This window comes from Sinomonas cyclohexanicum, assembly GCF_020886775.1.
Classification (GTDB): Bacteria; Actinomycetota; Actinomycetes; order Actinomycetales; family Micrococcaceae; genus Sinomonas; species Sinomonas cyclohexanicum.
On the sequence record NZ_AP024525.1, the window covers coordinates 3,157,513 to 3,181,058 of the forward strand.

Sequence of the window (23,546 nt, forward strand, 5' to 3'; positions counted from 1 at the left end):
GGCCGTGATCAGCGCGGGAAGGCCCGACGTCCTAGGGCACACAAATGTGCGCTATTTCTATGCGAGTTTTCAGGAGAGCGCATCCCCGAGGCTCCGGGCGTCCTCGAGCGCCGCCGCGACATTCCGCGTGAACAGGACCAGCCACGCGAGGATCACGCCCGCGACGACGAGCTCCATCGCCGTCATGTTGTAGTATCCGAGCGGCCACCACAGCATCACCGAGACCACCGCGGCGCCGAGCATCGCGAACCCCGCGGCGTAGAACGTCCGGCTCAGCCCGGGCAGCCACGCCGGGGCCCGGAGGACCAGGAGCGTGTAGGCCGCGGTCATCGACGTGGCCAAGGTGTTGTGCGCCGGCATGAACACGTCCACGGGGATGAGTCCGGTGGCCGCGAGGAACCCTCCCACGAGCACGAGGCACGTGAGGATGGCGCGCTCCCGGCTCGGCGGCCTGCCGCTGCCGGCGCGGGCGCTGTGGAGGTCGAGCGCGTGAAGGTCGCGGGTCATGTACTCGGCCAGGAGCGCGATCACCGCGCCCGCCGTCATGAGCGTGCCGTTGAAGGCCAGCGCCACGCCGTAGTCCTCGGAGCCGAGGATACTGAAGTTGACCTCCCACCAGTCGGCCCGGTTGGTCGTGACCATCGAGGTCATGACCCCTGCCGCAAGGAACGTGGCCAGGACGTTGGACAGGGAGTAACTGTCCATGCGGGAGCCGGACTGGTATGAGCCGAACGAGGCGAGGGCCGCCGCGACCGCGGTGAGCAGCGCCGCAGCGAACGCATCGAGCGTGAGCCCCGTGAACGCCCGCTGGAAGATCTGGAAGCTCGCCCACGTGACCATGAACGCGATCGCGGCGTGGGCGAAGGACAGGGCCACGAGGCCCAGGATGCGGCGCCACAGCGGCCGCTCCGCGAGCCAGCTCCGGTCCGGGTCCGCGTATGAACGCCGATACGCGACCGCGAACGCCGCGAGGCCGGCCGCGCCCGCGACGAGCGCCGCGACGTCGCCCACGCCCTGATCGCCGGAGAGCGCCGGGCGGCGGCCCGCGAAGACCGCAAGCGCGACGGCGAGGCCGACGACGGCGGCGGCGAACCCAGCGACGAGGGCGCGCGCCTCGATCGCCGTCGCGGACGACGGCGCGCGGTACCTTTCGCGCGGCCCGCGCCCCGGGCGCCCGGTCGATTCGGTCGCGTCCCGGCTCATGCGAGCCTTCTGTACCACTCGCCGTCGTACCCCGCCGGCCTGAACCCGAGGGCGAGATTGATGGCGAGCATGTGGGCGTTCTCCTCGGCGTTGAACGTGATGACCTTCCGCGCGGCCGGATACCCAGCACGGTACTGCGCGAGGTTGGCGAGCTTGACGCGCATCCCGAGCGAGTGGCCGCGATGCCCGATCCGCACGAGCGTGTCGTCCTGGTCCCCCACGTCCTCCTTGCCGCGGCGGATCCACAGGGCCGTGTACGCGGCGAACTGGCCGGTGTCCCGGTGCCGCGCGACGGCGTAGAGCGGCACCGTCCCGGCCGCGGCGAGCATGCTCTCGAGCGCCTCGACGCGGGCAGCGTCCCACACTGCCGGCTCGTAGTGGTCCTCCCCCTGCGGCGCGTCCACCGACATCCGGGCGAAGAGCTCGGCCATGCTCGCGCGATGCTCCGCCGGGACGCCCTCCCACGTGAGCAGCTCGTAGTCTCCCGAGGCCTCCGCCGAGGCGGCCTCGAGCGCGGGCCACGCCCCGCAGTGCTCCGCGAGGTCCAGCTCGCTCGAGCGCACCACCTGGCTGAGCGCGAAGCCCGCGGCCCTCGCGAACCTCACGGCGCGGTCCGCGGCCGGGAGCGCACCGGTGCCGGTGGAGGGCACGACGGCGGTCTGGTCGCGGGCGGCGGCTCGGGCGCCGCCGGCGGGCTGAGCGGCAGGTCCCTGCGCCGCGGCCGCTCGCACGGCTGCCGCCGGATGCTCGGTGAACGTGTTCAGGACGGTGCGCCCGCGCCGTCGTGCCTCCTCGGTGGCGGCAGCGAGCAGCAGGCGGCCGATCCCGCGGCCGGTGCAGTCCTGCCGGACCTCGGCCCGGACCGTCGCCCGGTCCTGGTCCTCCTTGAGGGGGACCTGGCAGACCGCCCGGCCCACCATGCGCCCGCCGTCCCGGACAAAGAACAGGGCGGTGGAGTCGTAGGCGCTGTCCCGCCACACCCGCAACCGGTACTCCGGCGGCGAGCAGCGGTCCTCGTGGCCCCAGATCTGCCGCTGCACGGCATCCGTGAGCGCGGAGAACTCGAGGAAGTCCTCGGCACCCGGGCCGCTCAGCCCCTCAGGCAGGCGCAGCCGCTCGACGTCCATGGGCGCCAGTCTAGTCAGGCGCACCCGGCGGGCGGCCCGGACAGCACGCGGAGACGACGAAGGGCCCCCTCCCTTGGCGGGAAGAGGCCCTTCGGGACAGCCGGTGGGCTCGATCAGCCCTCGAGGATGACCTTCGTCGCGTTCGGGTCGAGCTGGATGCCCGGGCCGAACGTCGTGGCGACGGTCGCCTTGGTGATGTAGCGGCCCTTGGAAGCCGACGGCTTCAGGCGGAGCACCTCTTCGAGCGCAGCCGCGTAGTTCTCGGCCAGCTGGCGGGCGTCGAACGAGGTCTTGCCGATGATGAAGTGCAGGTTCGAGTGCTTGTCGACGCGGAAGTCGATCTTGCCGCCCTTGATGTCCGTGACCGCCTTCGCGACGTCCGGGGTCACCGTGCCGGTCTTCGGGTTCGGCATGAGGTTGCGGGGGCCGAGGATCTTGCCGAGGCGGCCGACCTTGCCCATGAGCTCCGGGGTGGCGACGGCGGCGTCGAAGTCCGTCCAGCCGCCCTGGATGCGCTCGATCAGGTCGTCCGAGCCGACGACGTCGGCGCCGGCGGCCTCGGCCGCGGCGGCCTTGTCACCGGTCGCGAACACGACGACCCGGGCGGTCTTGCCCGTGCCGTGCGGGAGGTTGACCGTGCCGCGGACCATCTGGTCCGCCTTGCGGGGGTCGACGCCGAGCCGGAACGCGACCTCAACGGTGGCGTCCGTCTTCGACGGGTTGGTCTCCTTGGCGAGGGCGACGCCCTCGGCCGGAGCGTACAGCTTCCCGTCCTCGATCTTCGCGACCGCTGCCTCGTATGCCTTGCTGCGCTTTGCCATGCTGCTCTTGATCTCCTTGTGCAGGTGTGGTCATGTGGGCCGCGCTCGGCCCTGCCACGTACTTCTCAGTGGGACGCGGGTCCCCGGTGGTTGAGCGGAGTCGAGACTCCGCTCAGTGAGTGGTCTCAGCCCTCGAGTGCGTTGCTCAGCCCTCGACGGTGATGCCCATGCTGCGGGCAGTACCGGCGATGATCTTCTTCGCGGCCTCGACGTCGTTGGCGTTGAGGTCCTCGAGCTTGGTCTTGGCGATCTCCTCGACCTGGGCGTCGGTGAGCTTGGCGACCTTGACGGTGTGCGGCGTGGCCGAGCCCTTCTGCACGCCCGCAGCCTTCTTGATCAGCTCAGCGGCCGGCGGGGTCTTCGTGATGAAGGTGAAGGAACGATCCTCGTAGACCGTGATCTCGACGGGGATGACGTTGCCACGCTGGGATTCCGTCGCGGCGTTGTACGCCTTGCAGAACTCCATGATGTTGACACCGTGCTGACCGAGCGCAGGACCGATCGGCGGGGCCGGGTTGGCGGCGCCTGCCTGAATCTGCAGCTTGATGAGGCCGGTGACCTTCTTCTTGGGAGCCAATGTAGGGTCCTTTTCTTCCTTGCGTTTCCTGGAGCAGCAGGAGCGCCGCCCAGGTGATGACTGCCCTGGCCAGGCAGTCTGCCGCCCCGGGGGCGGAAGGCGTCCGGACCCGGGGCGAAGTCTTCAGTTGTGGGCACCGCAGGCTGTGCGCCGCTGGGCGCCTCGCTAGATCTTCGAGACCTGGTTGAACGCGAGCGTTACGGGCGTCTCGCGCTCGAAGATCGAGACGAGCACCACGAGGGTCTGCGACTCCGGCTTGATCTCCGAGATCGTGGCCGGAAGGGTCTCGAACGGGCCCTCCTTGACGATCACGGACTCGCCGACCTCGAAGTCGACCGCGACCGGGGCGGCCTGGGCCTTCTGGCCCGCCCTGCCGGCTGCCTTCGCCTCGGCGGCCTGCTCGGCCTCGAACACCGGGGCGAGCATCGAGAAGACCTCGTCCAGGGTCAGCGGAACGGGGTTGTGGGCGTTGCCCACGAAGCCCGTGACACCGGGGGTGTGGCGGACGGCGCCCCATGAGGCGTCCGTGAGGTCCATGCGCACGAGCACGTAGCCCGGGATGCGGACCCGGTTGACGACCTTGCGCTGGGCGTTCTTGATCTCGACGACTTCCTCCATCGGGACCTGGATCTCGAAGATGTAGTCTTCCATGTCCAGCGTCTGGATGCGGGTCTCGAGGTTGGCCTTCACGCGGTTCTCGTAGCCGGCGTAGGAGTGGATCACGTACCAGTCGCCCGGCTGCCGGCGCAGCTTTGCGCGGAAGTCCTCCGCGGCCTTCGCCGCAGCCTCGGCCGGGTCGATCGCCTCGGCGGGCTCGGCCACCTCCTCAGCACCGGCCTCGGCGGGCGCACCCTCGTCTGCGCCGAGGTCCTCATCGCCAAGGTCCTCATCGGCGACGTCCGCACCCACGGAGGGCTCGTCGTCGTGCGCCGCCTCGTCCTCGGGCTCCGCCTCTGCGGAATCGGCGATTGCCTGATCGACGTCTTCCTTGTCGAGGGGAACGGCAGGCGCAGCGGGGGCAGCGGCGACGTCGGAGAAGGCAGGCTCGAACGCCGACTCCTCGTGCTCGTTCCCGCGATCCTCGAGCTCGTGCTCAGACACTTAGTCTCCTGCTTTCCTCGTACGTCTTACTCGCTTGCGTTCTTAAATGGCTTATCCGCACACCCTGTCCCGGCCCCGGTCTCCCGGCGCGGGCCACGGTCTGCGGACCAGTCCTAGTTCGACGTGGACGTCCCGCCGAAGACCCAGCCAACGCCGGTCCCGAAGAGGAAGTCGAGGACGAACACGACCGCCATCATGACGACGACGAACCCCAGCACCACGAGCGTGTAGTTCAGGAGCTCCTGCCGGGTCGGCGTGACGACCTTGCGGAGCTCGCCGATCACCTGCCGGACGAAGAGTGCGATCCGGCCGAAGAAGCCAAGCTTCCTGGCCTGCTTGGGGCGGCCCGAACTGCTTGAAGCCGTCTCGGTCAACCGATTCCTCGCTCACTCGCTACTTCCCGCAGGACTTCCCCGCCGGATCCGTTCTGTGGGTGCTGGAAAAGCCCGGAACGCGTTCCGGGCTGGTTCCTGCGCAGGGCAGACAGGACTCGAACCTGCAACCTGCGGTTTTGGAGACCGCTGCGCTACCAATTGCGCCACTGCCCTTCGGTGGCAAACCACCTGACACGCCGATTCACCGTGGACTACCTTACCAAGGATCCACAGCGGCTTGTGCCATCGGGACCCGGCAGGACAGAACCACTCGCGGGATCCGGCGCCGAGGATCAAGTTTACGCATATTCCGCGCGGACGTCGAACCGACGCCCCGCGGGCCGGGTCCGGGGGGCCTCGAGCGCCTAGAGTAGGTAGCACGAGTCAGGCCCACGCTCGAAGACCACAACGAAGGGAATGCCCCATGACCTCCGCCCGCGTGTCCCAGCGCATCGGATCCATCGCAGAGTCCGCCACCCTGGCCGTCGACGCGAAGGCGAAGGCGCTCAAGGCCGCGGGCCGGCCCGTGATCGGCTTCGGCGCCGGCGAGCCGGACTTCCCGACCCCGGACTACATCGTGGAGGCGGCCATCGCAGCCGCCCGCCAGCCGCGCTTCCACCGGTACTCCCCCGCCGGCGGCCTCCCGGAGCTCAAGGAGGCGATCGCCGCGAAGACCAAGCGCGACTCCGGCTACGAGGCCGCGGCGTCCCAGGTCCTCGTGACGAACGGCGGCAAGCAGGCCGTCTACAACACCTTCGCCACACTCCTGGACCCGGGCGACGAGGTCCTCCTCCCGACCCCCTACTGGACCACGTACCCCGAGGCGATCCGCCTCGCGGGCGGCGTCCCGGTCGAGGTCTTCGCGGGCCCGGAGCAGGGCTACCTCGTCACGGTCGACCAGCTCGAGGCCGCACTCACCGAGCGCACCAAGATCCTCCTGTTCGTCTCGCCGTCCAACCCCACCGGCGCCGTGTACTCGCCCGAGCAGACCAAGGAGATCGGCCAGTGGGCCGCGTCCAAGGGCCTGTGGGTCGTGACCGACGAGATCTACGAGCACCTCACGTACGACGGCGTGCCCTTCACCTCGATCGCGACCGCCGCCCCGGAGCTCGGAGACAGGGTCGTGATCCTCAACGGCGTGGCCAAGACGTACGCGATGACCGGCTGGCGGGTGGGCTGGATGATCGGTCCCGCGGACGTCATCAAGGCCGCCACGAACCTCCAGTCCCACGCGACGTCCAACGTTGCCAACGTCTCTCAGATGGCCGCCCTCGCCGCGGTCTCCGGCCCGCTCGACGCGGTGGAGGAGATGAAGGTCGCGTTCGACCGCCGCCGCCAGACCATGGTGAAGATGCTCTCCGAGATCGAGGGAGTCAACTGCCCCACGCCCAAGGGCGCGTTCTACGTCTACCCGGACGTGCGCGGGATCCTCGGCAAGGAGGTCGCCGGGGTCCGCCCGGCCACCTCGGCCGAACTCGCCGCGCTCATCCTGGACAAGGTCGAGGTGGCGATCGTCCCGGGCGAGGCGTTCGGCCCGAGCGGGTACGTGCGGCTCTCCTACGCGCTCGGCGACGACGACCTCGCCGAGGGCGTCGGCCGCATCCAGGAGCTCCTCGCGGCCGCGAAGTAGGGCACCCGAGCTCCTGTGGCGCACGACGGCGAAGGCTCGCCTCCCGCGGGAGGTGAGCCTTCGCCGTCGTGCGCCAAGAGCGACCCGCAGAAGGTGACCTCCAGAAGCTGCCCCCCAGCATGGGGGCGCCGCCTGCGGGGCGCACCGTGGTGCGCGAAGGTTCGTGCGTGGCCGGTGGTTGCGCCGTGTGTGTGCGGGATGGATGCTGGGGGTGTCCGTCGCGGTCGACCCCGAACCTTCTGTGGTGCCGGTGAGCCTGTCCTCCAGCATGGTGGCGGAGGGCCTCCGCGGGAACCGTGGATTGGTGCCTTTGAGCCCGAGCGTCAGACTTCCGAATCTCTCCTGCCCTCCCCGCGGCGGACGCCATTCCGATCGGAAAGGAGCCAGGCGATGGAACTCCTCCATCCCCGGTGCGCGGGAATCGACATCTCCAAGCGGGACGCGAAGGTCTGCGTCCGCATCGCCGGGACGGGCCGCGCCAAGGCCGTCGAGACGGTCACGACATGGTCCTCCATGACCGGTCAGATCCTGGCCCTGCGCGAACACCTCGCCCAGCAGCAGGTCACGTGCGTGGTCATGGAGGCCACCAGCGACTACTGGAAGCCGTTCTACTACCTCCTCGAGGACCTGCCCGGGGTCGAGGTCATGCTGGTCAACGCCCGGCAGGTGAAGAACGTCCCGGGAAGGAAGACCGACGTCGCCGACGCGACCTGGCTGGCCCAGCTCGGCGCGCACGGGCTCGTGCGGGCCTCGCTCGTCCCCCCGGCCCCGATCCGCCAGCTGCGCGACCTGACCCGGACCCGCACCGCGATCACCCGCGACCGGGCCCGGGAGGCCCAGCGACTGGAGAAGCTCCTGGAGGACGCCGGGATCAAGCTCTCCTCCGTCGCCACGGACATCCTCGGGGTCTCCGGGCGGGCCATGCTCGAGGCCCTGATCACCGGAAACACCGACCCCGGGGCCATGGCGGAGCTGGCCAGGACCAGCCTCAGGCCCAAGATCCCAGCCCTGACCGAGGCCCTGACCGGCCGGTTCACCGCCCACCACGCCTTCCTGGCCCGGATCCACCTGGACCTGATCGACCAGCACACCGCCGCGATCGAGACCCTCACCGCACAGATCGAGGCGCTCATGGAGCCCTTTCGCGGCTTCCACGACCTGATCACCACCATCCCGGGGATCAGCACCACGATCGCCGACGTCATCGTCGCCGAGACCGGCGCGGACATGTCCCGCTTCCCCACCGCCGAGCACCTGGCCTCCTGGGCCGGCACCGCCCCGGGGAACAACGAATCCGCCGGCAGGGTCAAGTCCTCCCGCACCCGCCCCGGCAACCCCTACCTCCTGGGAGCCCTGGGCATCTTCGCCATGGTCTGCGCGAACCACCCCGGCACCTACCTCCACGCCAAATACCGCCGCATCGCCGCCCGCCGCGGCCCGATGAGGGCCATCGTCGCACTCGAGCACACGCTCCTGGTCACAATCTGGCACATGGGCACCACCGGCACCCTCTACCAGGACCCCGGCCCCGACTACTACACCCGCAACCACCCCGACCGCGCCAAGAACCGCGCCATCCACCAGCTACAGGCCCTCGGATACAACGTCACCCTCGACCACGCCTCATAACCCAACGAGCACACCCCACCGGAACCTTCGCGTCAGAAGGTGACCCCCAGATCTAGAGGTCAGGTCCTGCGGGTCACCAGATGCGGCGGTCCGCTGCCCAGCGGGAGAGCTCGTGGCGGTTGGTCAGCTGGAGCTTGCGCAGCACGGCCGAGACGTGGGTCTCCACCGTCTTGACCGAGATGAACAGCTCCTTCGCGGTCTCCTTGTACGAGTACCCGCGGGCGATCAGCCGCATGACGTCGAGCTCCCGGGCGGAGAGCTTGTCCAGCTCGTCGTCGGCCACGGACTGGGTGCCGAATGCGTCGAGCACGAACCCTGCGAGGCGGGGCGAGAACACGGCGTCGCCCTCGGCGACGCGGAGCACGGCGTCGGTGATCTCACGCCCCGAGGCCGTCTTGGTGACGTAGCCGCGGGCCCCGGCACGGATCGTGGAGACCACGTCCTCGGCGGCGTCCGAGACGCTCAGGGCGAGGAACCGGACCTCGGGCAGGAGCGCGGCGCAGCGGGTCAGGACCTCGCGGCCGCCCCCGCCGAGCCCGCCGGGCAGGTGGACGTCGAGCAGCACAACCCGCGGGCGGAGCTCCTCGACCGCCTCGACCGCCCCTTCCACCGTGCCGGCCTCGCCGACGACCCGGACACGCTCGTCGAGATCGGCTTTGAGGCCGGAGCGGAAGATCGTGTGGTCATCCACGATCACCACGGTCACGGGGTCTGCGCCCCCGCGTGCAGCATCGGTGTCCTCGCTCATGGCTCCTCCGTTCTGGGCAGCCTCAGCCGCACCTCTGTGCCCTGAGGGCCGCTCACTATCGTTGCCTCGCCGCCGTGGCGGCGCATGCGCCCCACGATCGACTCCCGCACCCCGAGACGGTCCTCGGGGACGGAGTCGGGGTCGAAGCCCTCGCCCCGGTCCTTGATGAAGACCTCGGTGGCGTCCTTGCCGGACTCCGCGTACACGGACACGGGCCCCGCGCCATGGCGGACCGCGTTGAGCATGGCCTCCCGCGAGGCCTGGAGGAGCGCGTCCTGGGCCTCGGCGGCACGCGTCTCGTCCGAGGCGTCACCGGGCTCGGTGCCCCCCACGGTCACGACGTCGATCGGCACCCCGTGCAGGTCCTCGACCTGCCCGGCGAGCTCCGCGATCCGGTCCGCGAACGTGCCGTGGCCGCTGCGCGCGTCGCGGTAGAGCCACTCGCGCAGCTCGCGCTCCTGCGCCCGGGCGAGCCGCGTGACGTCCGCCTCGTTGCCCGCCCGCCGCTGGATGAGGGCGAGGGTCTGCAGGACTGAGTCGTGGAGGTGCGCCGCGATCTCGGCCCGCTCCTCCTCGCGGACCCGCGCCGCGCGCTCGGCTCCGAATTCCCGCCAGAACTTGACCCCCCACGGCAGCAGCACGAGCGCCACTCCCGCGAGCACCGCGAACGAGGCGAGCAACGCCATGCCGAGCACGTTCCACTCGCTGCCGGAGACGGCGAGGGTCACGCCCGCGACCACGAGCGCGAGCCCTGCTCCCAGACGTAGCCAGCCCGTCCAGCGCTCGGCGCCCGCCCCACGGACGAGCCTCTCCCGCCGCACCTCGTCCAGCTGCATCCATGCCAGCGCCGCGCCGCCGAGTATCGCCGCGATCGGCACGATCGTGTCCAGCGGCACCTGCACGCCGATGAGCGGCCCCCGAGCGCCACGGCTCCGAGGAGGAGCACGACGCCGAGCAGCACCTCGCGCGCGTAGCGCGGCACGTGCGGCGCCTCGCGCGGGCTCGATGCTGCCAGCCCGGAAGCCGGCTTCGCGGGCTCGCTCACCGCGGGCGCGATGGGCGACGCGGGCGTGCGGGCCCGCCGCTTCTGTGCCTCGGCCGCCGTGGGGACCATGATCCACAGCCAGCCGTACAGGACGATGCCTGCCCCACCCAGGAAGGCGGCGACGGCCATGATCCACCGCACCACGTCGGTGCGCATCCCCAGGTGGCGCGCGAGCCCGGAGCACACGCCTGCGATGAGGCGGTCCTCTCCCCGCACGAGCGGCGGCCGGGCCATCGCGGTGTTCATGCTTCCATCCAAGCACCATTGACCGGGCCCAGGGCCGGTCCGAGGCGGATCCCGGGGTCCATTCAGGGTTCGTTCAGGGTGTCCCCCCATGGGGGCGCGCGGCGCCGGGCGGAAGGATGGAGGCATGAGCACCGAACAGAGCCCTGGCGACCAGCCAGCATCCCAGCCCCAGGACGAACCCCACCCTCAGCCCGGCGGCGCGGCAGCAGCCGACGCGGCAGCAGCCGGCGCGAGCCCGCCCGGCCCGGCCCAGGCCGGCTCAGCGCCCCACACGGGACCATCCCACCCGGTAACGGCTGGGCCGACCCCGCCCCGCGGCGGTGACTTCTTCAGCTGGATCCGCAGCCTCGGCATCACCCGCGGCGGCGACCGCTGGATGGGCGGCGTCGCGAGCGGCCTCGCCCACCGTTGGGGCGTGGACCCCGTCCTCATCCGCGGCCTCTTCCTCGTCGCGGCCATCTTCCTCGGGGTCGGGGTGCTCGCCTACGGCATCCTGTGGCTCCTCCTCCCCGAGGCCGACGGCCGCATCCACGCCCAGGAGGCCGCCCACGGCCGGTGGACGGCGGGCATGACCGGCGGCCTCATCGTCACGATCCTCGGCCTGGGCGGCGCCCGCGCCGGCTTCTGGTTCGGCGAGGGCGGGATCGGGGGCGCCTTCTGGGGTCTCTTCTGGGTGGCCGTCGTCGCCTTCGGCATCTACAGCATCGTCCGTGGCAGCCGCCGGCGCGCAGCCTACCGCGCCGGGTGGCACGCCTCACAGCCCGTGGACCCCGGCGCCGGCAGCAGCGCCGGCGCCAGCTCCGGAGGCGCGGACACCGTGGGTTCGGCCGCGCCGTTCTCCGGTGGCGTGCCCGCCTCCGGCGACGCCTACTACGCGAAGCCGGGCGCGGCGCCGTCGTACTCCTCCTCCGCCGGGTACTACGCGAGCGGGCAGTCCGCGAGCGTGCCGTACTACGGCGGGCACGGCCAGCAGAGCGCTCCCCCGTACTACGGTGGCTCCCTCCCGCCGGTCCCTGCGCCGGTCCGCGCTCCGCAGCCGCGCGTGCCCCGACGGCGCGGGCCCTCGGCTCCGTTCGTCCTCGTCGTCCTCGGCGTGGCAGCGCTCGTGGCAGGCTCGCTCGGCGTCCTCGTCGCCACGGGCACCATCCCGCTCGCTGCCGGGGCGATCTGGACCTCGGTCGCGATCGTGCTCGGCCTCGGCATCCTCGTTGCGGGCCTGCGCGGCCGCACCGCCGGGATCCTGACCCTGTTCGCGGTCGTGGCCCTCGTGGGCGGCGCGGTCAGCCAGAGCGTGGACCGGTTCTCGACCTTTCAGGCCCACACGGCCTCCTATGCCCCCGCCACGGTCGCCCAGGCCACCGCGGGGTACGACATCACCGCGGCGAAGGGCACCCTCGACCTCAGCGCCCTCGACGCCACGCCGCTCGCGGGCGAGGCCATCATCCCCGTCAAGGTCACGATGAGCGACCTGACCATCACCGTCCCGAAGGACGTGCCCGTCGAGGTCCGCAGCTCGGCGACTCTGGCCGACGTGAAGGCCAACGGCCACACGACCGCGGGCATCACCCAGCGGGACACCGCCACCTACAACTCGGGCAAGCCCGGGGCCACCCTCGTGGTGAACCTCGACGCGACCCTGAGCAACGTCACGATCACCGAGGAGCGCTGAGATGAGCACGCAGCAGGACTTCCGGCCCGAGACTTCCGGGCCGTCCATTGGAACGATGGTGTGGGGAGCAGTGGTCATCGTGGTCGGAGCGCTCATGCTCGCCAACCGCCTCGGATGGTTCAGCATCGACCCCGGGTACGCGGCCGCCGGCATCCTCCTCCTCGCGGGGCTCGGCCTCGTGATCGGCGGCATCGCGGCCTCGCGCCGCCGCCGGACGGTGACGGACGACGGCGAGCCGGTCGCCTCGGTCGGGGATGGCATCGATGCGGCGCCCACCGCGACCACGGCTCCGGCCACCGCCACGAAGCCGAACCCGTACGCTCCCGGGCCGCGCACCGCCGGCCCCACCACCAGCCCATCCACCAACGACTGACCGCAAACCGATCACCTCCAGGAGAGACACCATGGACTCGTTCTTCAACGCCCTCCGCTCGGCGGGCCTCAAGCGCGGACCGCGCCGGATCGTGGGCGGCGTGCTCGGCGGCATCGCCGACCGGCTCAACGTCGACCCCGTGTTCGTACGCATCGCATTCCTCGTCCTCTGCCTGCTGCCCGGTCCCGCGGTCCTCGCGTACATCGTCGCGTGGGTCCTCATCCCCGACCAGACCGGCCGGATCATCCTCGAGGACTGGGTCCGCCCCAAGGGCGTCGGCCCCGGCGGCCCGGGCGCTGGGTCCGTGGGCCCCGGCGCCTGATCCCGGAACCCGACCATGCCGCCGGTGTGCGGCGCCCAGGCCCGGCCCTCCCGAGGGGCCGGGCCTTTCCGGTCCCTCGGCGGGCCGCGCCGGAACAAGGGGCCGCAGGGCCCAATGCCTCTACAGGGCCCGGGCGGCAGATCCCACACTGAAGGCAGCGGCCCGGCCCCCGGGTTGGCTCTGCCGGGCGGCCGTGGTCCTTCGGGAAGGACGAGTCATGAGCAACGGACAGACCCACGGCGCCCCTGCAGGCCCGGCAGGTCAGCCTTCTGGCCATACCGGCAGCGACTTCTTCACCTGGATACGCAGCTTCGGCACGACCCGGGGACCGGACCGGTGGGCTGGCGGCGTCGCATGCGGCCTCGCCCACCGCTGGGGCGTCGACCCGATCCTGGTCCGCGGCCTCTTCGTGGTCGCCTCGATCTTCCTCGGCGTCGGCCTGCTGGTCTACGGTATCCTGTGGCTCCTCCTGCCGGAGCCGGACGGCCGCATTCACGTGGAGGAGGCCCTGCGCGGCCGGTGGACGGCCGGCATGACGGGCGGCCTCGTGGCCTCGATCCTCGGCCTCGGCGGGGCGCGGACGGGCCTCGTCTTCGAGAGCGGCGCCAACGGTCCCCTGTGGGGTGCGATCTGGGCAGTCTTCTGGTTGGCCGTCGCAGCGCTCATCGTGGGCAGCATCGTGCGCTCCCGACAGCTCCACCGTGGGCGGGCCGGCGTCGCGGGCGTCCCGGGTGCCGGCCCGGCAACCGGCCAGGCGGCACCCGGCCCGGCGCCCGGCCAGCAGGCGCCCGGCGGCGCCTACGCGGCGTCGGCCGCCTCCGGGCCGCCCTCCGCGCCTCGCCCGGGGCAGGTGCCTTACCCAGAGGCGCCGGTCACGGGCGGATCGGTCGGAGACCCGTCGTTCGGTCGCGGCCCTGCAGGGACGCCCTACGGCGCGTCTGCCTCAGCCCGTGAGTACCGCCGCGGTCCGGGCGGCCCCTTCACGACCGTCGTCGTGGGTGTCGCGGTGATTGTCGCGGGCACGCTGCTGGCCTTCCAGCTCGCCGGGAAGGCGATCGTCGATCCTGCATCCGGCGCCATCTGGGCGGTCGCCGCCGCCGTCATCGGCCTCGGGATCATCGTGGCCGGCCTGCGCGGACGCTCGGCGGGAATCCTGTCATTCTTCGCCGTCGTGGCCCTCGCGGGCGCTGCGCTCACCCAGCCCGTCTACCAGCTGAGCCGCCCGCAAGGCTCGGTCGACATGTCACCGACGACGATCTCCGAGGCGCAGTCGGGCTACTCGATCACCGGCGCCTCGGGACAGCTGGACCTCCGGGGCCTCGACTCTGCAGGGCCGCTGGCCTCCGAGGCGGTCGTCCCGGTGGAGAGCACCGTCAGCCAGGTGAAGATCACCGTCCCGAAGAACGTCCCGGTGCGCGTGGACGCGGACGGCACCCTGAGCAACATCCACTTCGGATCGAAGTCGATCGCGGGCATCACCGCCAAGGACTCCGAGACGTACAACGCGGACCGTCCCGGCGCCACGCTCGTGGTCAATGTCCACGCGACCCTCAGCAACATCGAGATCCAGCAGGAGCAGTGAGATGAGCACCAACGCCAGCCCCCAACGGCATGGAGGGGACGCCCCGAGCGTGGGCACGATCATCTGGGGCGGCGTCGTCATTGCCGTCGCCGCGCTGATCGCCGCCGGCCGGCTCGGATGGCTGTCCGTCGATCCGGGCCTCGTCGCCGTCGTCCTGCTCCTCGTCGCTGGAGTGGGGCTCGTGGTGGGAGGCACTCTCGCCGCCACCCGCGGGCGCCGCCGAGACGGGGCGTGAGCCGACGCGCCCACCACGTGGGCCGGCCACGCGCCGTCGTGCACCGAGGTTCCTGTCATGTGGCGTACGCCACGCGGGCCGCGGCTAGAATGGGCGCGGGCTCAACGGGGCGCCTCGTTCACTCAATGCGCGGCCCGCCCATCGCTGGCCTCGCCCGATGGGAAGGGCCCTGAATGAAGATCGGCATCCTCACCTCCGGTGGCGACTGCCCCGGCCTCAACGCCGTGATCCGCGGCGCGGTGCTCAAGGGCATCGCCGTGCACGGGCAGGAGTTCGTCGGGTACAAGGACGGCTGGCGCGGCGTCGTCGAGGGCGACATCATCGACCTCCCCCGCACCATGGTCCGCGGCATCGCCAAGCAGGGCGGCACGATCCTGGGCACCTCGCGCACCAACCCGTTCGAGCACGGCGGCGGCCCGGAGGTCATCAAAGGCCACATGGACCGGCTCGGGATCGACGCCATCATCGCGATCGGCGGCGAGGGCACGCTCGCGGCGGCCCGCCGCCTCACCGACGCGGGCCTGAGGATCGTGGGGGTCCCCAAGACCGTGGACAACGACCTCGACGCCACGGACTACACGTTCGGCTTCGACACCGCCGTGGAGATCGCCACCGAGGCCATCGACCGACTCCGCACCACCGGGGAGTCCCATCACCGCTGCATGATCGCCGAGGTCATGGGTCGGCACGTCGGCTGGATCGCGCTGCACTCCGGCATGGCCTCCGGCGCCCACGCCATCCTCATCCCCGAGCAGAAGGTCACCATGGACCAAGTTGCCCACTGGGTCCAGCTGGCCCACGACCGCGGCCGCGCGCCGCTGGTCGTCGTGGCCGAGGGATTCGTGCTCGAGGGCATGGCCGCGCCCCACTCCGAGCGCGGCCTCGACACCTTCGGCCGGCCCCGCCTCGGCGGCATCGCCGAGCAGCTCGCCCCCGAGATCGAGGCGCGCACCGGCATCGAGACCCGCGCCACCATCCTGGGCCACATCCAGCGCGGCGGCGTTCCCACCGCGTTCGACCGGGTGCTCGCCACCCGCCTCGGCATGGCCGCCATCGACTCCGTGGTCGAGGGCCGCTGGGGCACCATGGTCTCGCTGCACGGCACCGAGATCGCGCACGTAGGCTTCGAGGAGGCCCTCGGACGGCTCAAGACCGTCCCGCAGCACCGCTACGACGAGGCCGCCGTCCTCTTCGGGTGAGCGTGCTGATAGGCCGTCAGGTGAGGATCCGGTGAGCGTGTACGGGACGTTCCATGCCAGCAGCCGCGGGATTGTGCGGCTCGCCTGGGCGCGTCGGCTCGGGCTGCCGGACCTGAGCTTCGCGGACGACGGCGGCCGCCTCGTCGGGCGCCTCGACAGCGCGCGCGAGCTGGTCGCCGTCGTGCTGTTCGGCCAGCTCGCGGTGACCGGGCCCCCCCAGCTCGTGGAGGCCGCCGCCGATCTTGGCCTGGACGAGGTCGTGGACGGCGGCGGGCTCCTGCGCCTCGCGGGACCGGGAGCGCATGGCCTGCGCACCGCCGTGCTCGGCTTCGCCGACGATCTGCCGATCGCCCAGCCCGACACCGAGCCCCAGGTCTCCCGCGGCGCGCCGGAGGCAATCGAGCTCGAGATGCGGTGCCCGCCCGACGACGTCTCCTCCGCCGGGCTGACAGAGCGCGAGCACCGGTTCACCCTCATGCTGCCGGACGGGCCCGCTGCGTGCGCCGCCTACTCCGTCCAGGAGGGCCTGCTGGCGGACCTGAGCGTGCTCGTGGCACCGGGGCTCCGCCAGAGGGGGCTCGGGCGGCTCGCGGCCTTGATCGCGGCGCACGAGGCGCTCGCGGACGGGCTGATCGTCCAGATCGCGGTCCCGCCCCACGCGACCGCCGGGCTCCGCCTCGCCGACTCCCTCGGCATCAAGGCGCAGGGGCATCTGGCCGCCATCCGGCTCCCCCGGCCCTGACGGCGCCGAGGGGGGTCAGCGGAGGGACTCGGGCACCTTGCCGGGCTCGGGGGCGGGGCGCTGGAGGTCTGCGGGCACCTTGACGAAGAACAGTGCGATCGCGAACCCGACTACCGTGAACGCGGCCGGAAGGAGCACCGACTGGGCCATCGCGGACGCGAAGCCCGCCTGCAGGAACTCCGGCAGGTGGCCCGAGGCCAGCTCTCCCGCGGGCGCGGCGTGGCCGCCTGCCGGGAGCTCCACGGCGAGCCGGGCCTCCATGAGGGCCGCGATCGCGGCGGAACCCAGGACGGCGCCGATCTGGCGCGTTGTGTTGTAGATGCCCGAGCCGGCTCCAGCCAGCTGCGGGGGCAGGCTGCGGGTCGCGAGGGTGGCGAGCGGGCCCCAGATGCCGGCGTTCGCGATGCCGATCACGGCGCTCGGAATGAGGAGCAGCCAGATCGGCATGTCCGGGGTCATGAGCACGGCGTACAGGACGAGTCCGGCCGCGAACACGAGCATTCCGGCGATATTCATGATCTTCCCGTGCCCGCGGTCCACGAGCTTCCCGGCGACCGGCGCGAGCGCGCCCGAGAGGACAGCGAGCGGGATGCTCATGAGGGCGGACTGGGTCGGGGTCATCCCCCGCACGAGCTGGTAGTAGAAGATGGTCGGCAGGCCGAACGAGGTGACCACGAGGCCCACGGCCGAGATCCCGGCGTTCGCGAGCGAGAAGTTCCGGTCTCGGAACAGGCTCAGGGGGACGAGCGGTTCGGCACGGTTGAACCGCTGCCACACGACGAACAGCACCATGACGACGATCCCCGTGATGATCAGGCTCCACACCGTGATCGGCCCGGTGATCGTGCCCCACGAGTAGGTCTGGCCCTCCTGGATGCCGAACACGAGGAGGAACATGCCGGCGGCGCTCAGCGCGACACCGAGCCAGTCGAACCGGTGCGAGTGCGTGGGCAGGGTCGGGACGAGCCGGGCCGCAAGGACGAACCCGATGATGCCGACCGGCACGTTGATGTAGAACACCCACTCCCAGCCGAAGCCATCCACGAGCAGGCCACCGAGGATCGGCCCGACGAGCATGGCCACGCCGGCCGTCGAGCCCCAGATGCTCATCGCCGCGCCCCGCCGCTCAGGCGGGAAGATTCGGGTGATCACCGCCATGGTCTGCGGGGTCATGAACGCGGCCCCGAGGCCCTGGACCACACGCGCCGCGATGAGGGAGGCGATGGTGCCGGAGAGGCCGCACCACAGCGACGAGAGCGTGAACACCACGAGGCCGAACAGGTACATCCGCTTCGGGCCGAACCTGTCGCCGAGCCGTCCGGTGATGAGCAGCGGCACGGCATACGAGAGCAGGTAGGCGCTCGTGACCCAGATGACGGAGTTGATGTCTGCGCCGAGAGCCCGCATGATCGCGGGGTTGGCCACGGACACGATCGTCGTGTCGATCAGGATCATGAAGAAGCCGATGACGAGCGCCCACAGCGCTGCCCACGGTCGCTGGATGTTTTCCACCGATCTAGAGTCTCACTTCCTGAGGACCGCGGCTGTCCGCAGGTGTTCGCCCGTGGCGAGAATCACCAGGTTTTGTTGCCGGACTAGCCTGCCGTGCCGAACCTGTCCACGATCTCGGTCCGCCCGAACATGTGCGCGGCCTGGCGGGCCGTCGGAGACCCGGCGTCGGGATTGGCCCCGAGGTCGAGCAGCGCGTCCACGACGTCGTCGTGGCCCTTGAACACGGCACCGGCCAGCGGCGTCTGGCCGCGGTCGTTGGCCGCCTCGACGTCCGCTCCGTGCTGGCCGAGGAGCCGCACGGTCCCGGCGTGGCCGTGGTACGCGGCGAGCATCAGGAGCGTGTCGCCCGACTCGTTGGTGAGCGTCGCCGGGGCGCCTGCCTCGAGGTACGAGCGCAGGACGGGCTCATCGCCCACTCGCGCCGCATCGAAGAGCTTGCCCGCGAGCGCGATGACATCGTCGGGAATTGCGGGATTCTCGTTCATGCGTTTCTCCTGAGCAGTCCGGTGGGACGCCCGACGACCTGGCCGGCCTCGGGTGCAACGATGATTTCCTGTGCCGCCGCGTACTCCTCGCCCTCGGCCTCGCCGCGGACCACGAGGGCGGCGTCCGGGTCCACCGAGCGCTTGAGCACGGCGAGCGCGATGGGGCCCATCTCGTAGTGGAGGGCCGCCGAGGTGACGCGTCCGAGCGGCTTGGCGCCATCCGCGCCGTCCCGCGCGACCACGGGGCTGCCCGGCGCGGGGAGGGTGTGGGCCGAGCCGTCGAGCTGCAGGAGCGTCAGACGGCGTGGCGGATGTCCGAGGTTGTGGACGCGCGCGATGGTCTCCTGCCCCTTGTAGCAGCCCTTGGAGAGGTGCACCGCGGTCCGCAGGAGATCGAGCTCGTGCGGGATGGTCCGCTCGTCCGTCTCGGCGCCCCATCGCGGGCGCCACGCGGCGATGCGCAGCGCCTCCGACGCCATGGTGCCTGCCAGCCCCACGCCGCTGCCCTCGAGGGCGGCCGCGGCCTCGGCGAGCCGGCCCCGCTCCACGACGTGCTCGAACCACGGCCGCTCGAGGCCGGGGTGGTGCGCGTCGTCGACGGCCGCATAGCTGTATCCCCCGGGCGCCACATGGGGCCAGGGGTCCTCCCAGACGACCGGTCGCCCGCCGGGGCCGAACGCGTCGAGCGCTGCGAGGCGGCGCGTGGAGGCGAGGACCCCCCACAGGCCGGATTCGTCGGCGATCTCGACCCGCAGCATGAACTTCATGGACGTCAGCCACGCCGCGAGCCCCTGGGCCTCGCTGGCCTCGACGAGCAGCCAGGCCTTCTCCCCGTCATCCGTGATGCGCGCGTCGAACTCGACCCGGCCCTGCAGGCTCAGCAGGAGCAGCTCGCTGGACTCCCCCGCGCCGAGGCCCGAGACCTGCTGCGACGAGAGGGTGGTGAGCCACGTGAGCCTGTCGGGCCCCGCGACGGTCACGACGCCGCGGTAGGAGAGGTCGACGGCGGCACGCCCCGCTGCGAGTTCGCGCTGCTCCCGCACGGGGTCGCCGTAGTGGGCGGCCACGCCCTCGTCGGGACCATGTGCGGCGACCGCGCCGCGGCGCGAGAGAAGGGGCGAAGCGAGTGTCATGTCCGTTCCAACGCGCGGTGGGCCGATTTCACTCCCGACGGCGGCGCGTCACTCCGTGGGCGCTTGCCCGGATGCGGGTGCGCTGACCCGCTTGAGGATGGCCGAGGCATGGGGAGCAAGCGGCTCGCCGCCGGCCGCGACGTCCCAGCGCCAGAAGAGGTCGGAGTTGACGAGCCCGAAGATACGGGTCGCGGCCTTGTAGTCGCGTGCGTGGGCGCCCCGGAGCACCGCGTCCGTGCTCAGCTCGATCTGGGGGCCCTTGATCTGCCCGTAGTACAGCTCGGCGATGCTGCCCGGGTGGACGATCGTGACGGTGATGTCGAAGCCGTCCTGGCCGTTGCGCAGCGACTCGACCTCCTCGGCCGAGGTGAAGGCCGGGACGATGTCCGGCGGCGCGAGCCCGGGGCCGCCGTCGGCGTCCTGGAGCGGACGGTCGATCTGCCAGTAGCCGGACTCGGTCGAGAGCGGCCGGATGCGCTTCCCGTCCTCGTCCGCCAGCCAGCTCTCGGCGCTGTACTTCAGATACGGGAAGCCGTTGTTCGCGAAGACCACGTGCTGGACGAAGTGCGGGTCGTCGCCCTCCCCCGCCCCGAGACGGCCCCGCCCTTCCCACTCCCCGATGAGCCACGACAGCGGGACGAGCTCGGGGGTCAGGCCAGACGGGATCTCGATGGGCACGTGCGGCTCCTAGGCACGGGGGACGGTGCGGGGTCTGCCGAGGGTCAGCGCTGACCCTTGTACAGCTTCCAGATGACGAGGGCGGCGAACCATGCCATGGCGACGGACGTAACGGCAAGGAGGACGATGAAGAAGATCTCGAAGGCAGCAACGCTCATACGGCCCATCGTAGCGTGTGCCGCCCCGCTCGCTGACCATCCCGGTCACACCACGAGCATGCGGTCCAGAAGGTACGCGATGGTGCCCACGGCGAACGCCGGAGCGAGGCCGAGGGCCACGAAGCCTGCGGTCGCGACCTTGTCCCGCCTCGTGCTGTTGAGCGCGCGGAAGGCGGCGAGCACGGCGCCGATCACGACGCCGGCGAGAGTGGCCGGGAGCACCGCGACGTCGGCGAGGACGAGGCCGGCGAGCGGCGCCGCGAGCCCCGCGAACACGATGGTCAGGGGCGCGATGATCGTATCGGGCCAGCGGATCATGCCGAGGAGCAGCGCCACGACGGTGCTGATCGCGGCGACGAGGAGCATCGAACCGGCTCCGGTGAGGCGCGCCGTCGCGATCCATCCGGCACCGAGGCAGCACAGGAGGACGCCTGCGCTCGCGCCGAACGCGGACTCGAGGCGGTGGCTCTGCCCTGTGCCGCGGATGAGCTGGACCACCACGACCGCCATGACGCCCACGGCGATCGCGAGCGGGGTCCACGCGAGGTACTCGGGCCCGCGGACGAACGCGGCCGACGCGACCGAAGCGATCCCCGCGAGCGAGATCACGGCGCCGTTCGTCTTCTTCGCGGGGATGCCGAGGAAGTGCGGCCAGCCGAGCCCGACGGCGATGGCCACGACGGCGGCGCCGACAGACTGCGCGATCGGGCCACCGAGACTGGAGCCGACGGCGACCGCGATCCCCACGATGGCCACCGCCCCGCCGGCCACTGAGCGGGTCCCGGCCTTCACCGCGTGATCCCCCTCTGGACGCCGTGCGCCGTACCCAGATCAGTGTTAGTCACCCTGCCATCCTGCCTCACTCGACCCGCCAATGTGACGCGCGCCCCGGACTGCGGGCCAGACTCGTTCTATAATCGACCGTCAAAGGCACCCCCTGCCCGACGCCGTGCAGACAGATCCTGACGGAGGAACCATGTCGCACATCCTGCTCCTGACGAACGCCACCGGCTCGTCGGTTGACATCCTCCCCGCGCTCGAGCTCCTCAACCATCGCATCCACGTCCTGCCCGCCGAACCCACGGCGCTACTGGACGCCGACCCCTCGGACGTGATCTTCGTGGACGCGCGCAAGGACCTCGTCGGCTCGCGCTCGCTCACGCAGCTCCTGCGGGCCACCGGGCTCAGCGCCCCGCTCATCCTCATCCTCACCGAGGGCGGCATGGCCGCCGTGTCCTCGGCATGGAGCGTCGACGACATCGTCCTCGACTCCGCAGGGCCCGCAGAAGTCGAGGCCAGGATCCGCCTCGCGGTGTCCCGCGCGGCCACCGCGGAGGAGCCGGAGACGGAGATCCGCGCGGCCGGCGTCGTGATCGACGAGTCGAGCTACACGGCCAAGGTCAACGGCGAGGCGCTCAACCTGACCTTCAAGGAGTTCGAGCTCCTCAAGTACCTCGCGCAGCACCCGGGCCGCGTCTTCACCCGCCAGCAGCTGCTCACCGAGGTGTGGGGCTACGACTACTACGGCGGCACCCGCACCGTGGACGTCCACGTGCGGCGCCTGCGGGCCAAGCTCGGAACCGACCACGAGGGGCTCATCGGGACCGTCCGGAACGTGGGCTACCGGCTCACCCTGACCAGGGTCGCGGAGGACGAGCTCAGCGACGCCTGAGCGGACCAGGCGCGAGCCGGCGGGGACCGAACAAGGCAGGAACACAGCCAAGGCAGGAACACAGCGAGGCCCCGCATCCTCAGGGATGCGGGGCCTCGCGGCTTGCCGTGGAGGACATACGGGTCGAACGTATCAAGGCCACCCCACTGGTGGATCCCCCCTGCCCGCCGGGCTCCCGGCGGCAGAGAGAGACTCTACCCGAGCAGAGCGGCGGCGGCAACCGAGGACAAACCAGGCCAAAGACTGCCTGTTCGCGCCGGGTTCGCTAGCCTGTCCCCATGACCAGCGCATACCCGCAGGATTGGCCAGTCACCGTCGTCGAAGGGCGCGTCCCGCAGGCCCTGTGGGCGGAGGTGCACGCCCTGCTCGAGGCGGCGGAGGAGTCCGACGGCAATCCGTCCCTGTCCGAGCAGACCACCGTGCTCATGCGCTCCCCCGATACCCGCGCGGAGGAGATCCTCACGGTGGCCGTCCACGCGCTGGACGACACCTCCGGCTCCTCGGCGCCGGAGGACCTCGCGGGCGTCGCTGCGATCGCCTTCGGGCCCGACGGCGCCGGGGTGGCCGAGCTCGCCGTGCACCCGAACTACCGCAACCAGGGCGTGGGGGTCCGCCTCGTCGAGGCCATCCGGGACCTCCGGGGAAGCGCCGGGCTCGCCGGGCTGCGGGCCTGGTCGCACGGCAACCACGAGGCCGCCGCCGAGCTGGCCGCCCACTACGGGTTCGTGCCCGAGCGCGAACTCTGGAAGATGGTCCTCATGCGCCGGCCCCATGCCGAGATGCCGCCCCTCGCCGAGGGCCTGAGCATCCGCACGTTCGAGGCCGGCCGCGACGAGGAGGCGTGGCTGGAAGCCAACCGGGCCGCGTTCGCACACCACCCAGAGCAGGGCCAGCTGCGCCGCAGCGACCTCGAGGCGCGCAAGGGCGAGGACTGGTTCGACCCCAAGGGCTTCTTCCTCGCGGTGGACGACTCCGACCGGATCCTCGGCTTCCACTGGACCAAGGTGCATCCCGCGCACGGGGAGCACCGTGCACTGGGCGAGGTGTATGCGGTCGGCGTGGTCCCGGAGGCCCAGGGGAAGGGACTCGGCCGCGCGCTCACGCTGCGCGGCATCGACTACCTCCATTCCCTCGGTCTGGGCACGGTCATGCTCTACACCGACGCGGACAATCTGCCCGCCGTGGCGATGTACCGCAGGCTGGGCTTCACGCTGTGGGACAAGGACGTCCTGTACGCCGCGCACTAGTAGGGTTGAACCAGCATCCAGCCAAGCCACACGGCGTT

General features: G+C 71.3%; 25 protein-coding genes and 1 tRNA gene. 11 read left to right on the plus strand and 15 right to left on the minus strand.

Annotation, left to right across the window (positions count from 1 at the left end):
• Positions 1-69: 69 nt before the first annotated feature.
• From SCMU_RS14980 to SCMU_RS15010, 7 genes are all read right to left on the minus strand, one after another.
• Positions 70-1,203 carry a hypothetical protein gene (locus SCMU_RS14980; RefSeq protein ID WP_229229910.1) on the minus strand — a complete coding sequence of 378 codons (1,134 nt, stop codon included), beginning with the start codon at positions 1,201-1,203 and terminating at the stop codon, positions 70-72.
• Positions 1,200-2,330, minus strand: coding sequence for a GNAT family N-acetyltransferase (locus SCMU_RS14985; RefSeq protein ID WP_229229911.1), 1,131 nt, complete (start codon positions 2,328-2,330; stop codon positions 1,200-1,202). Before SCMU_RS14985 ends, SCMU_RS14980 begins: the two co-directional genes overlap by 4 nt.
• Before the next feature lie 113 nt (positions 2,331-2,443).
• Complete coding sequence (gene rplA, locus SCMU_RS14990; protein ID WP_229229912.1) at positions 2,444-3,151, minus strand: 50S ribosomal protein L1; 708 nt, start codon at positions 3,149-3,151, stop codon at positions 2,444-2,446.
• 145 nt (positions 3,152-3,296) lie between these two features.
• A complete protein-coding gene (rplK, locus tag SCMU_RS14995) occupies positions 3,297-3,728 on the minus strand; it encodes a 50S ribosomal protein L11 (protein WP_077490622.1) in 432 nt (143 codons plus the stop codon).
• Positions 3,729-3,893: 165 nt separating this feature from the next.
• Complete coding sequence (nusG, locus tag SCMU_RS15000) at positions 3,894-4,829, minus strand: transcription termination/antitermination protein NusG (RefSeq protein WP_443020155.1); 936 nt, start codon at positions 4,827-4,829, stop codon at positions 3,894-3,896.
• Between the two features lie 113 nt (positions 4,830-4,942).
• On the minus strand, positions 4,943-5,203 hold the full coding sequence (gene secE / locus SCMU_RS15005; RefSeq protein ID WP_229229913.1) for a preprotein translocase subunit SecE: 261 nt from the start codon (positions 5,201-5,203) through the stop codon (positions 4,943-4,945).
• A 101-nt stretch (positions 5,204-5,304) separates the two neighbouring features.
• Positions 5,305-5,377 (minus strand) — tRNA-Trp (locus tag SCMU_RS15010).
• A 250-nt stretch (positions 5,378-5,627) separates the two neighbouring features.
• On the opposite strand from SCMU_RS15010, the gene SCMU_RS15015 reads away from it, so the two are divergent.
• Together SCMU_RS15015 and SCMU_RS15020 are read left to right on the plus strand one after the other, a co-directional pair.
• A complete protein-coding gene (locus SCMU_RS15015) occupies positions 5,628-6,833 on the plus strand; it encodes a pyridoxal phosphate-dependent aminotransferase (protein WP_229229914.1) in 1,206 nt (401 codons plus the stop codon).
• 390 nt (positions 6,834-7,223) lie between these two features.
• Complete coding sequence (locus SCMU_RS15020) at positions 7,224-8,462, plus strand: IS110 family RNA-guided transposase (RefSeq protein ID WP_229229915.1); 1,239 nt, start codon at positions 7,224-7,226, stop codon at positions 8,460-8,462.
• A 73-nt stretch (positions 8,463-8,535) separates the two neighbouring features.
• On the opposite strand, the gene SCMU_RS15025 is transcribed toward SCMU_RS15020, so the two are convergent.
• From SCMU_RS15025 to SCMU_RS15035, 3 genes are read right to left on the minus strand one after another with little or no spacing between them, the layout of a single operon-like run.
• A complete protein-coding gene (locus SCMU_RS15025) occupies positions 8,536-9,210 on the minus strand; it encodes a LuxR C-terminal-related transcriptional regulator (protein ID WP_229229916.1) in 675 nt (224 codons plus the stop codon).
• The gene (locus SCMU_RS15030) at positions 9,207-10,046 is read right to left on the minus strand and encodes a sensor histidine kinase (RefSeq protein WP_229229917.1); all 840 of its coding nucleotides are present in this window, start codon (positions 10,044-10,046) and stop codon (positions 9,207-9,209) included. The genes SCMU_RS15025 and SCMU_RS15030 overlap by 4 nt, the downstream gene beginning before the upstream one ends.
• A complete protein-coding gene (locus SCMU_RS15035; protein WP_229229918.1) occupies positions 9,935-10,501 on the minus strand; it encodes a PspC domain-containing protein in 567 nt (188 codons plus the stop codon). The genes SCMU_RS15030 and SCMU_RS15035 overlap by 112 nt, the downstream gene beginning before the upstream one ends.
• 124 nt (positions 10,502-10,625) lie before the next feature.
• Here SCMU_RS15035 and SCMU_RS15040 point away from each other — a divergent pair, with 124 nt between their 5' ends.
• The 7 genes from SCMU_RS15040 (at position 10,626) to SCMU_RS15070 (ending at position 16,623) form a co-directional block, all read left to right on the plus strand.
• Positions 10,626-12,170, plus strand: coding sequence for a PspC domain-containing protein (locus SCMU_RS15040; protein WP_229229919.1), 1,545 nt, complete (start codon positions 10,626-10,628; stop codon positions 12,168-12,170).
• A gap of 1 nt (position 12,171) precedes the next feature.
• Positions 12,172-12,543 (plus strand): hypothetical protein, encoded by a 372-nt coding sequence (locus SCMU_RS15045; protein WP_229229920.1) that lies wholly within the window; start codon positions 12,172-12,174, stop codon positions 12,541-12,543.
• A 31-nt stretch (positions 12,544-12,574) separates the two neighbouring features.
• A complete protein-coding gene (locus SCMU_RS15050) occupies positions 12,575-12,865 on the plus strand; it encodes a PspC domain-containing protein (RefSeq protein WP_229229921.1) in 291 nt (96 codons plus the stop codon).
• A 217-nt stretch (positions 12,866-13,082) separates the two neighbouring features.
• Positions 13,083-14,447 (plus strand): PspC domain-containing protein, encoded by a 1,365-nt coding sequence (locus SCMU_RS15055; RefSeq protein WP_229229922.1) that lies wholly within the window; start codon positions 13,083-13,085, stop codon positions 14,445-14,447.
• A 1-nt stretch (position 14,448) separates the two neighbouring features.
• A complete protein-coding gene (locus tag SCMU_RS15060) occupies positions 14,449-14,682 on the plus strand; it encodes a hypothetical protein (RefSeq protein ID WP_229229923.1) in 234 nt (77 codons plus the stop codon).
• A gap of 173 nt (positions 14,683-14,855) precedes the next feature.
• Entirely contained in the window at positions 14,856-15,881 is a 1,026-nt protein-coding gene (locus SCMU_RS15065; protein WP_229229924.1) for a 6-phosphofructokinase, read from the plus strand.
• 31 nt (positions 15,882-15,912) lie between these two features.
• Positions 15,913-16,623, plus strand: coding sequence for a GNAT family N-acetyltransferase (locus SCMU_RS15070; protein ID WP_229229925.1), 711 nt, complete (start codon positions 15,913-15,915; stop codon positions 16,621-16,623).
• A 15-nt stretch (positions 16,624-16,638) separates the two neighbouring features.
• Here SCMU_RS15070 and SCMU_RS15075 read toward each other — a convergent pair whose 3' ends face one another.
• The 5 genes from SCMU_RS15075 to SCMU_RS15095 form a co-directional block, all read right to left on the minus strand.
• On the minus strand, positions 16,639-18,135 hold the full coding sequence (locus tag SCMU_RS15075) for a DHA2 family efflux MFS transporter permease subunit (protein ID WP_371829604.1): 1,497 nt from the start codon (positions 18,133-18,135) through the stop codon (positions 16,639-16,641).
• Between the two features lie 83 nt (positions 18,136-18,218).
• Positions 18,219-18,620, minus strand: coding sequence for an ankyrin repeat domain-containing protein (locus tag SCMU_RS15080; RefSeq protein ID WP_229229926.1), 402 nt, complete (start codon positions 18,618-18,620; stop codon positions 18,219-18,221).
• On the minus strand, positions 18,617-19,753 hold the full coding sequence (gene ygfZ, locus SCMU_RS15085) for a CAF17-like 4Fe-4S cluster assembly/insertion protein YgfZ (RefSeq protein ID WP_229229927.1): 1,137 nt from the start codon (positions 19,751-19,753) through the stop codon (positions 18,617-18,619). Before ygfZ ends, SCMU_RS15080 begins: the two co-directional genes overlap by 4 nt.
• A 48-nt stretch (positions 19,754-19,801) precedes the next feature.
• Positions 19,802-20,431 carry a heme-binding beta-barrel domain-containing protein gene (locus SCMU_RS15090; RefSeq protein ID WP_229229928.1) on the minus strand — a complete coding sequence of 210 codons (630 nt, stop codon included), beginning with the start codon at positions 20,429-20,431 and terminating at the stop codon, positions 19,802-19,804.
• A 203-nt stretch (positions 20,432-20,634) separates the two neighbouring features.
• On the minus strand, positions 20,635-21,381 hold the full coding sequence (locus tag SCMU_RS15095) for a hypothetical protein (RefSeq protein WP_229229929.1): 747 nt from the start codon (positions 21,379-21,381) through the stop codon (positions 20,635-20,637).
• Between the two features lie 184 nt (positions 21,382-21,565).
• Here SCMU_RS15095 and SCMU_RS15100 point away from each other — a divergent pair, with 184 nt between their 5' ends.
• On the plus strand, positions 21,566-22,261 hold the full coding sequence (locus SCMU_RS15100) for a winged helix-turn-helix transcriptional regulator (RefSeq protein ID WP_229229930.1): 696 nt from the start codon (positions 21,566-21,568) through the stop codon (positions 22,259-22,261).
• A gap of 278 nt (positions 22,262-22,539) precedes the next feature.
• Positions 22,540-23,508 carry a mycothiol synthase gene (mshD, locus tag SCMU_RS15105; protein ID WP_229229931.1) on the plus strand — a complete coding sequence of 323 codons (969 nt, stop codon included), beginning with the start codon at positions 22,540-22,542 and terminating at the stop codon, positions 23,506-23,508.
• Positions 23,509-23,546: the final 38 nt, after the last annotated feature.

What these genes read in the sequence shown, in the direction of transcription:
- SCMU_RS15040 (WP_229229919.1), top strand. Translation starts at nt 10,626, where the DNA reads ATGAGCACCGAACAGAGCCCTGGCGACCAGCCAGCATCCCAGCCCCAG.
- SCMU_RS14985 (WP_229229911.1), bottom strand. Translation starts at nt 2,330, where the DNA reads ATGGACGTCGAGCGGCTGCGCCTGCCTGAGGGGCTGAGCGGCCCGGGT.
- SCMU_RS15065 (WP_229229924.1), top strand. Translation starts at nt 14,856, where the DNA reads ATGAAGATCGGCATCCTCACCTCCGGTGGCGACTGCCCCGGCCTCAAC.
- SCMU_RS15055 (WP_229229922.1), top strand. Translation starts at nt 13,083, where the DNA reads ATGAGCAACGGACAGACCCACGGCGCCCCTGCAGGCCCGGCAGGTCAG.
- SCMU_RS15035 (WP_229229918.1), bottom strand. Translation starts at nt 10,501, where the DNA reads ATGAACACCGCGATGGCCCGGCCGCCGCTCGTGCGGGGAGAGGACCGC.
- SCMU_RS15015 (WP_229229914.1), top strand. Translation starts at nt 5,628, where the DNA reads ATGACCTCCGCCCGCGTGTCCCAGCGCATCGGATCCATCGCAGAGTCC.
- rplA (WP_229229912.1), bottom strand. Translation starts at nt 3,151, where the DNA reads ATGGCAAAGCGCAGCAAGGCATACGAGGCAGCGGTCGCGAAGATCGAG.
- mshD (WP_229229931.1), top strand. Translation starts at nt 22,540, where the DNA reads ATGACCAGCGCATACCCGCAGGATTGGCCAGTCACCGTCGTCGAAGGG.
- SCMU_RS15100 (WP_229229930.1), top strand. Translation starts at nt 21,566, where the DNA reads ATGTCGCACATCCTGCTCCTGACGAACGCCACCGGCTCGTCGGTTGAC.
- SCMU_RS15020 (WP_229229915.1), top strand. Translation starts at nt 7,224, where the DNA reads ATGGAACTCCTCCATCCCCGGTGCGCGGGAATCGACATCTCCAAGCGG.
- SCMU_RS15060 (WP_229229923.1), top strand. Translation starts at nt 14,449, where the DNA reads ATGAGCACCAACGCCAGCCCCCAACGGCATGGAGGGGACGCCCCGAGC.
- SCMU_RS14980 (WP_229229910.1), bottom strand. Translation starts at nt 1,203, where the DNA reads ATGAGCCGGGACGCGACCGAATCGACCGGGCGCCCGGGGCGCGGGCCG.
- SCMU_RS15050 (WP_229229921.1), top strand. Translation starts at nt 12,575, where the DNA reads ATGGACTCGTTCTTCAACGCCCTCCGCTCGGCGGGCCTCAAGCGCGGA.
- SCMU_RS15080 (WP_229229926.1), bottom strand. Translation starts at nt 18,620, where the DNA reads ATGAACGAGAATCCCGCAATTCCCGACGATGTCATCGCGCTCGCGGGC.
- ygfZ (WP_229229927.1), bottom strand. Translation starts at nt 19,753, where the DNA reads ATGACACTCGCTTCGCCCCTTCTCTCGCGCCGCGGCGCGGTCGCCGCA.
- SCMU_RS15025 (WP_229229916.1), bottom strand. Translation starts at nt 9,210, where the DNA reads ATGAGCGAGGACACCGATGCTGCACGCGGGGGCGCAGACCCCGTGACC.
- SCMU_RS15045 (WP_229229920.1), top strand. Translation starts at nt 12,172, where the DNA reads ATGAGCACGCAGCAGGACTTCCGGCCCGAGACTTCCGGGCCGTCCATT.
- SCMU_RS15030 (WP_229229917.1), bottom strand. Translation starts at nt 10,046, where the DNA reads ATGCAGCTGGACGAGGTGCGGCGGGAGAGGCTCGTCCGTGGGGCGGGC.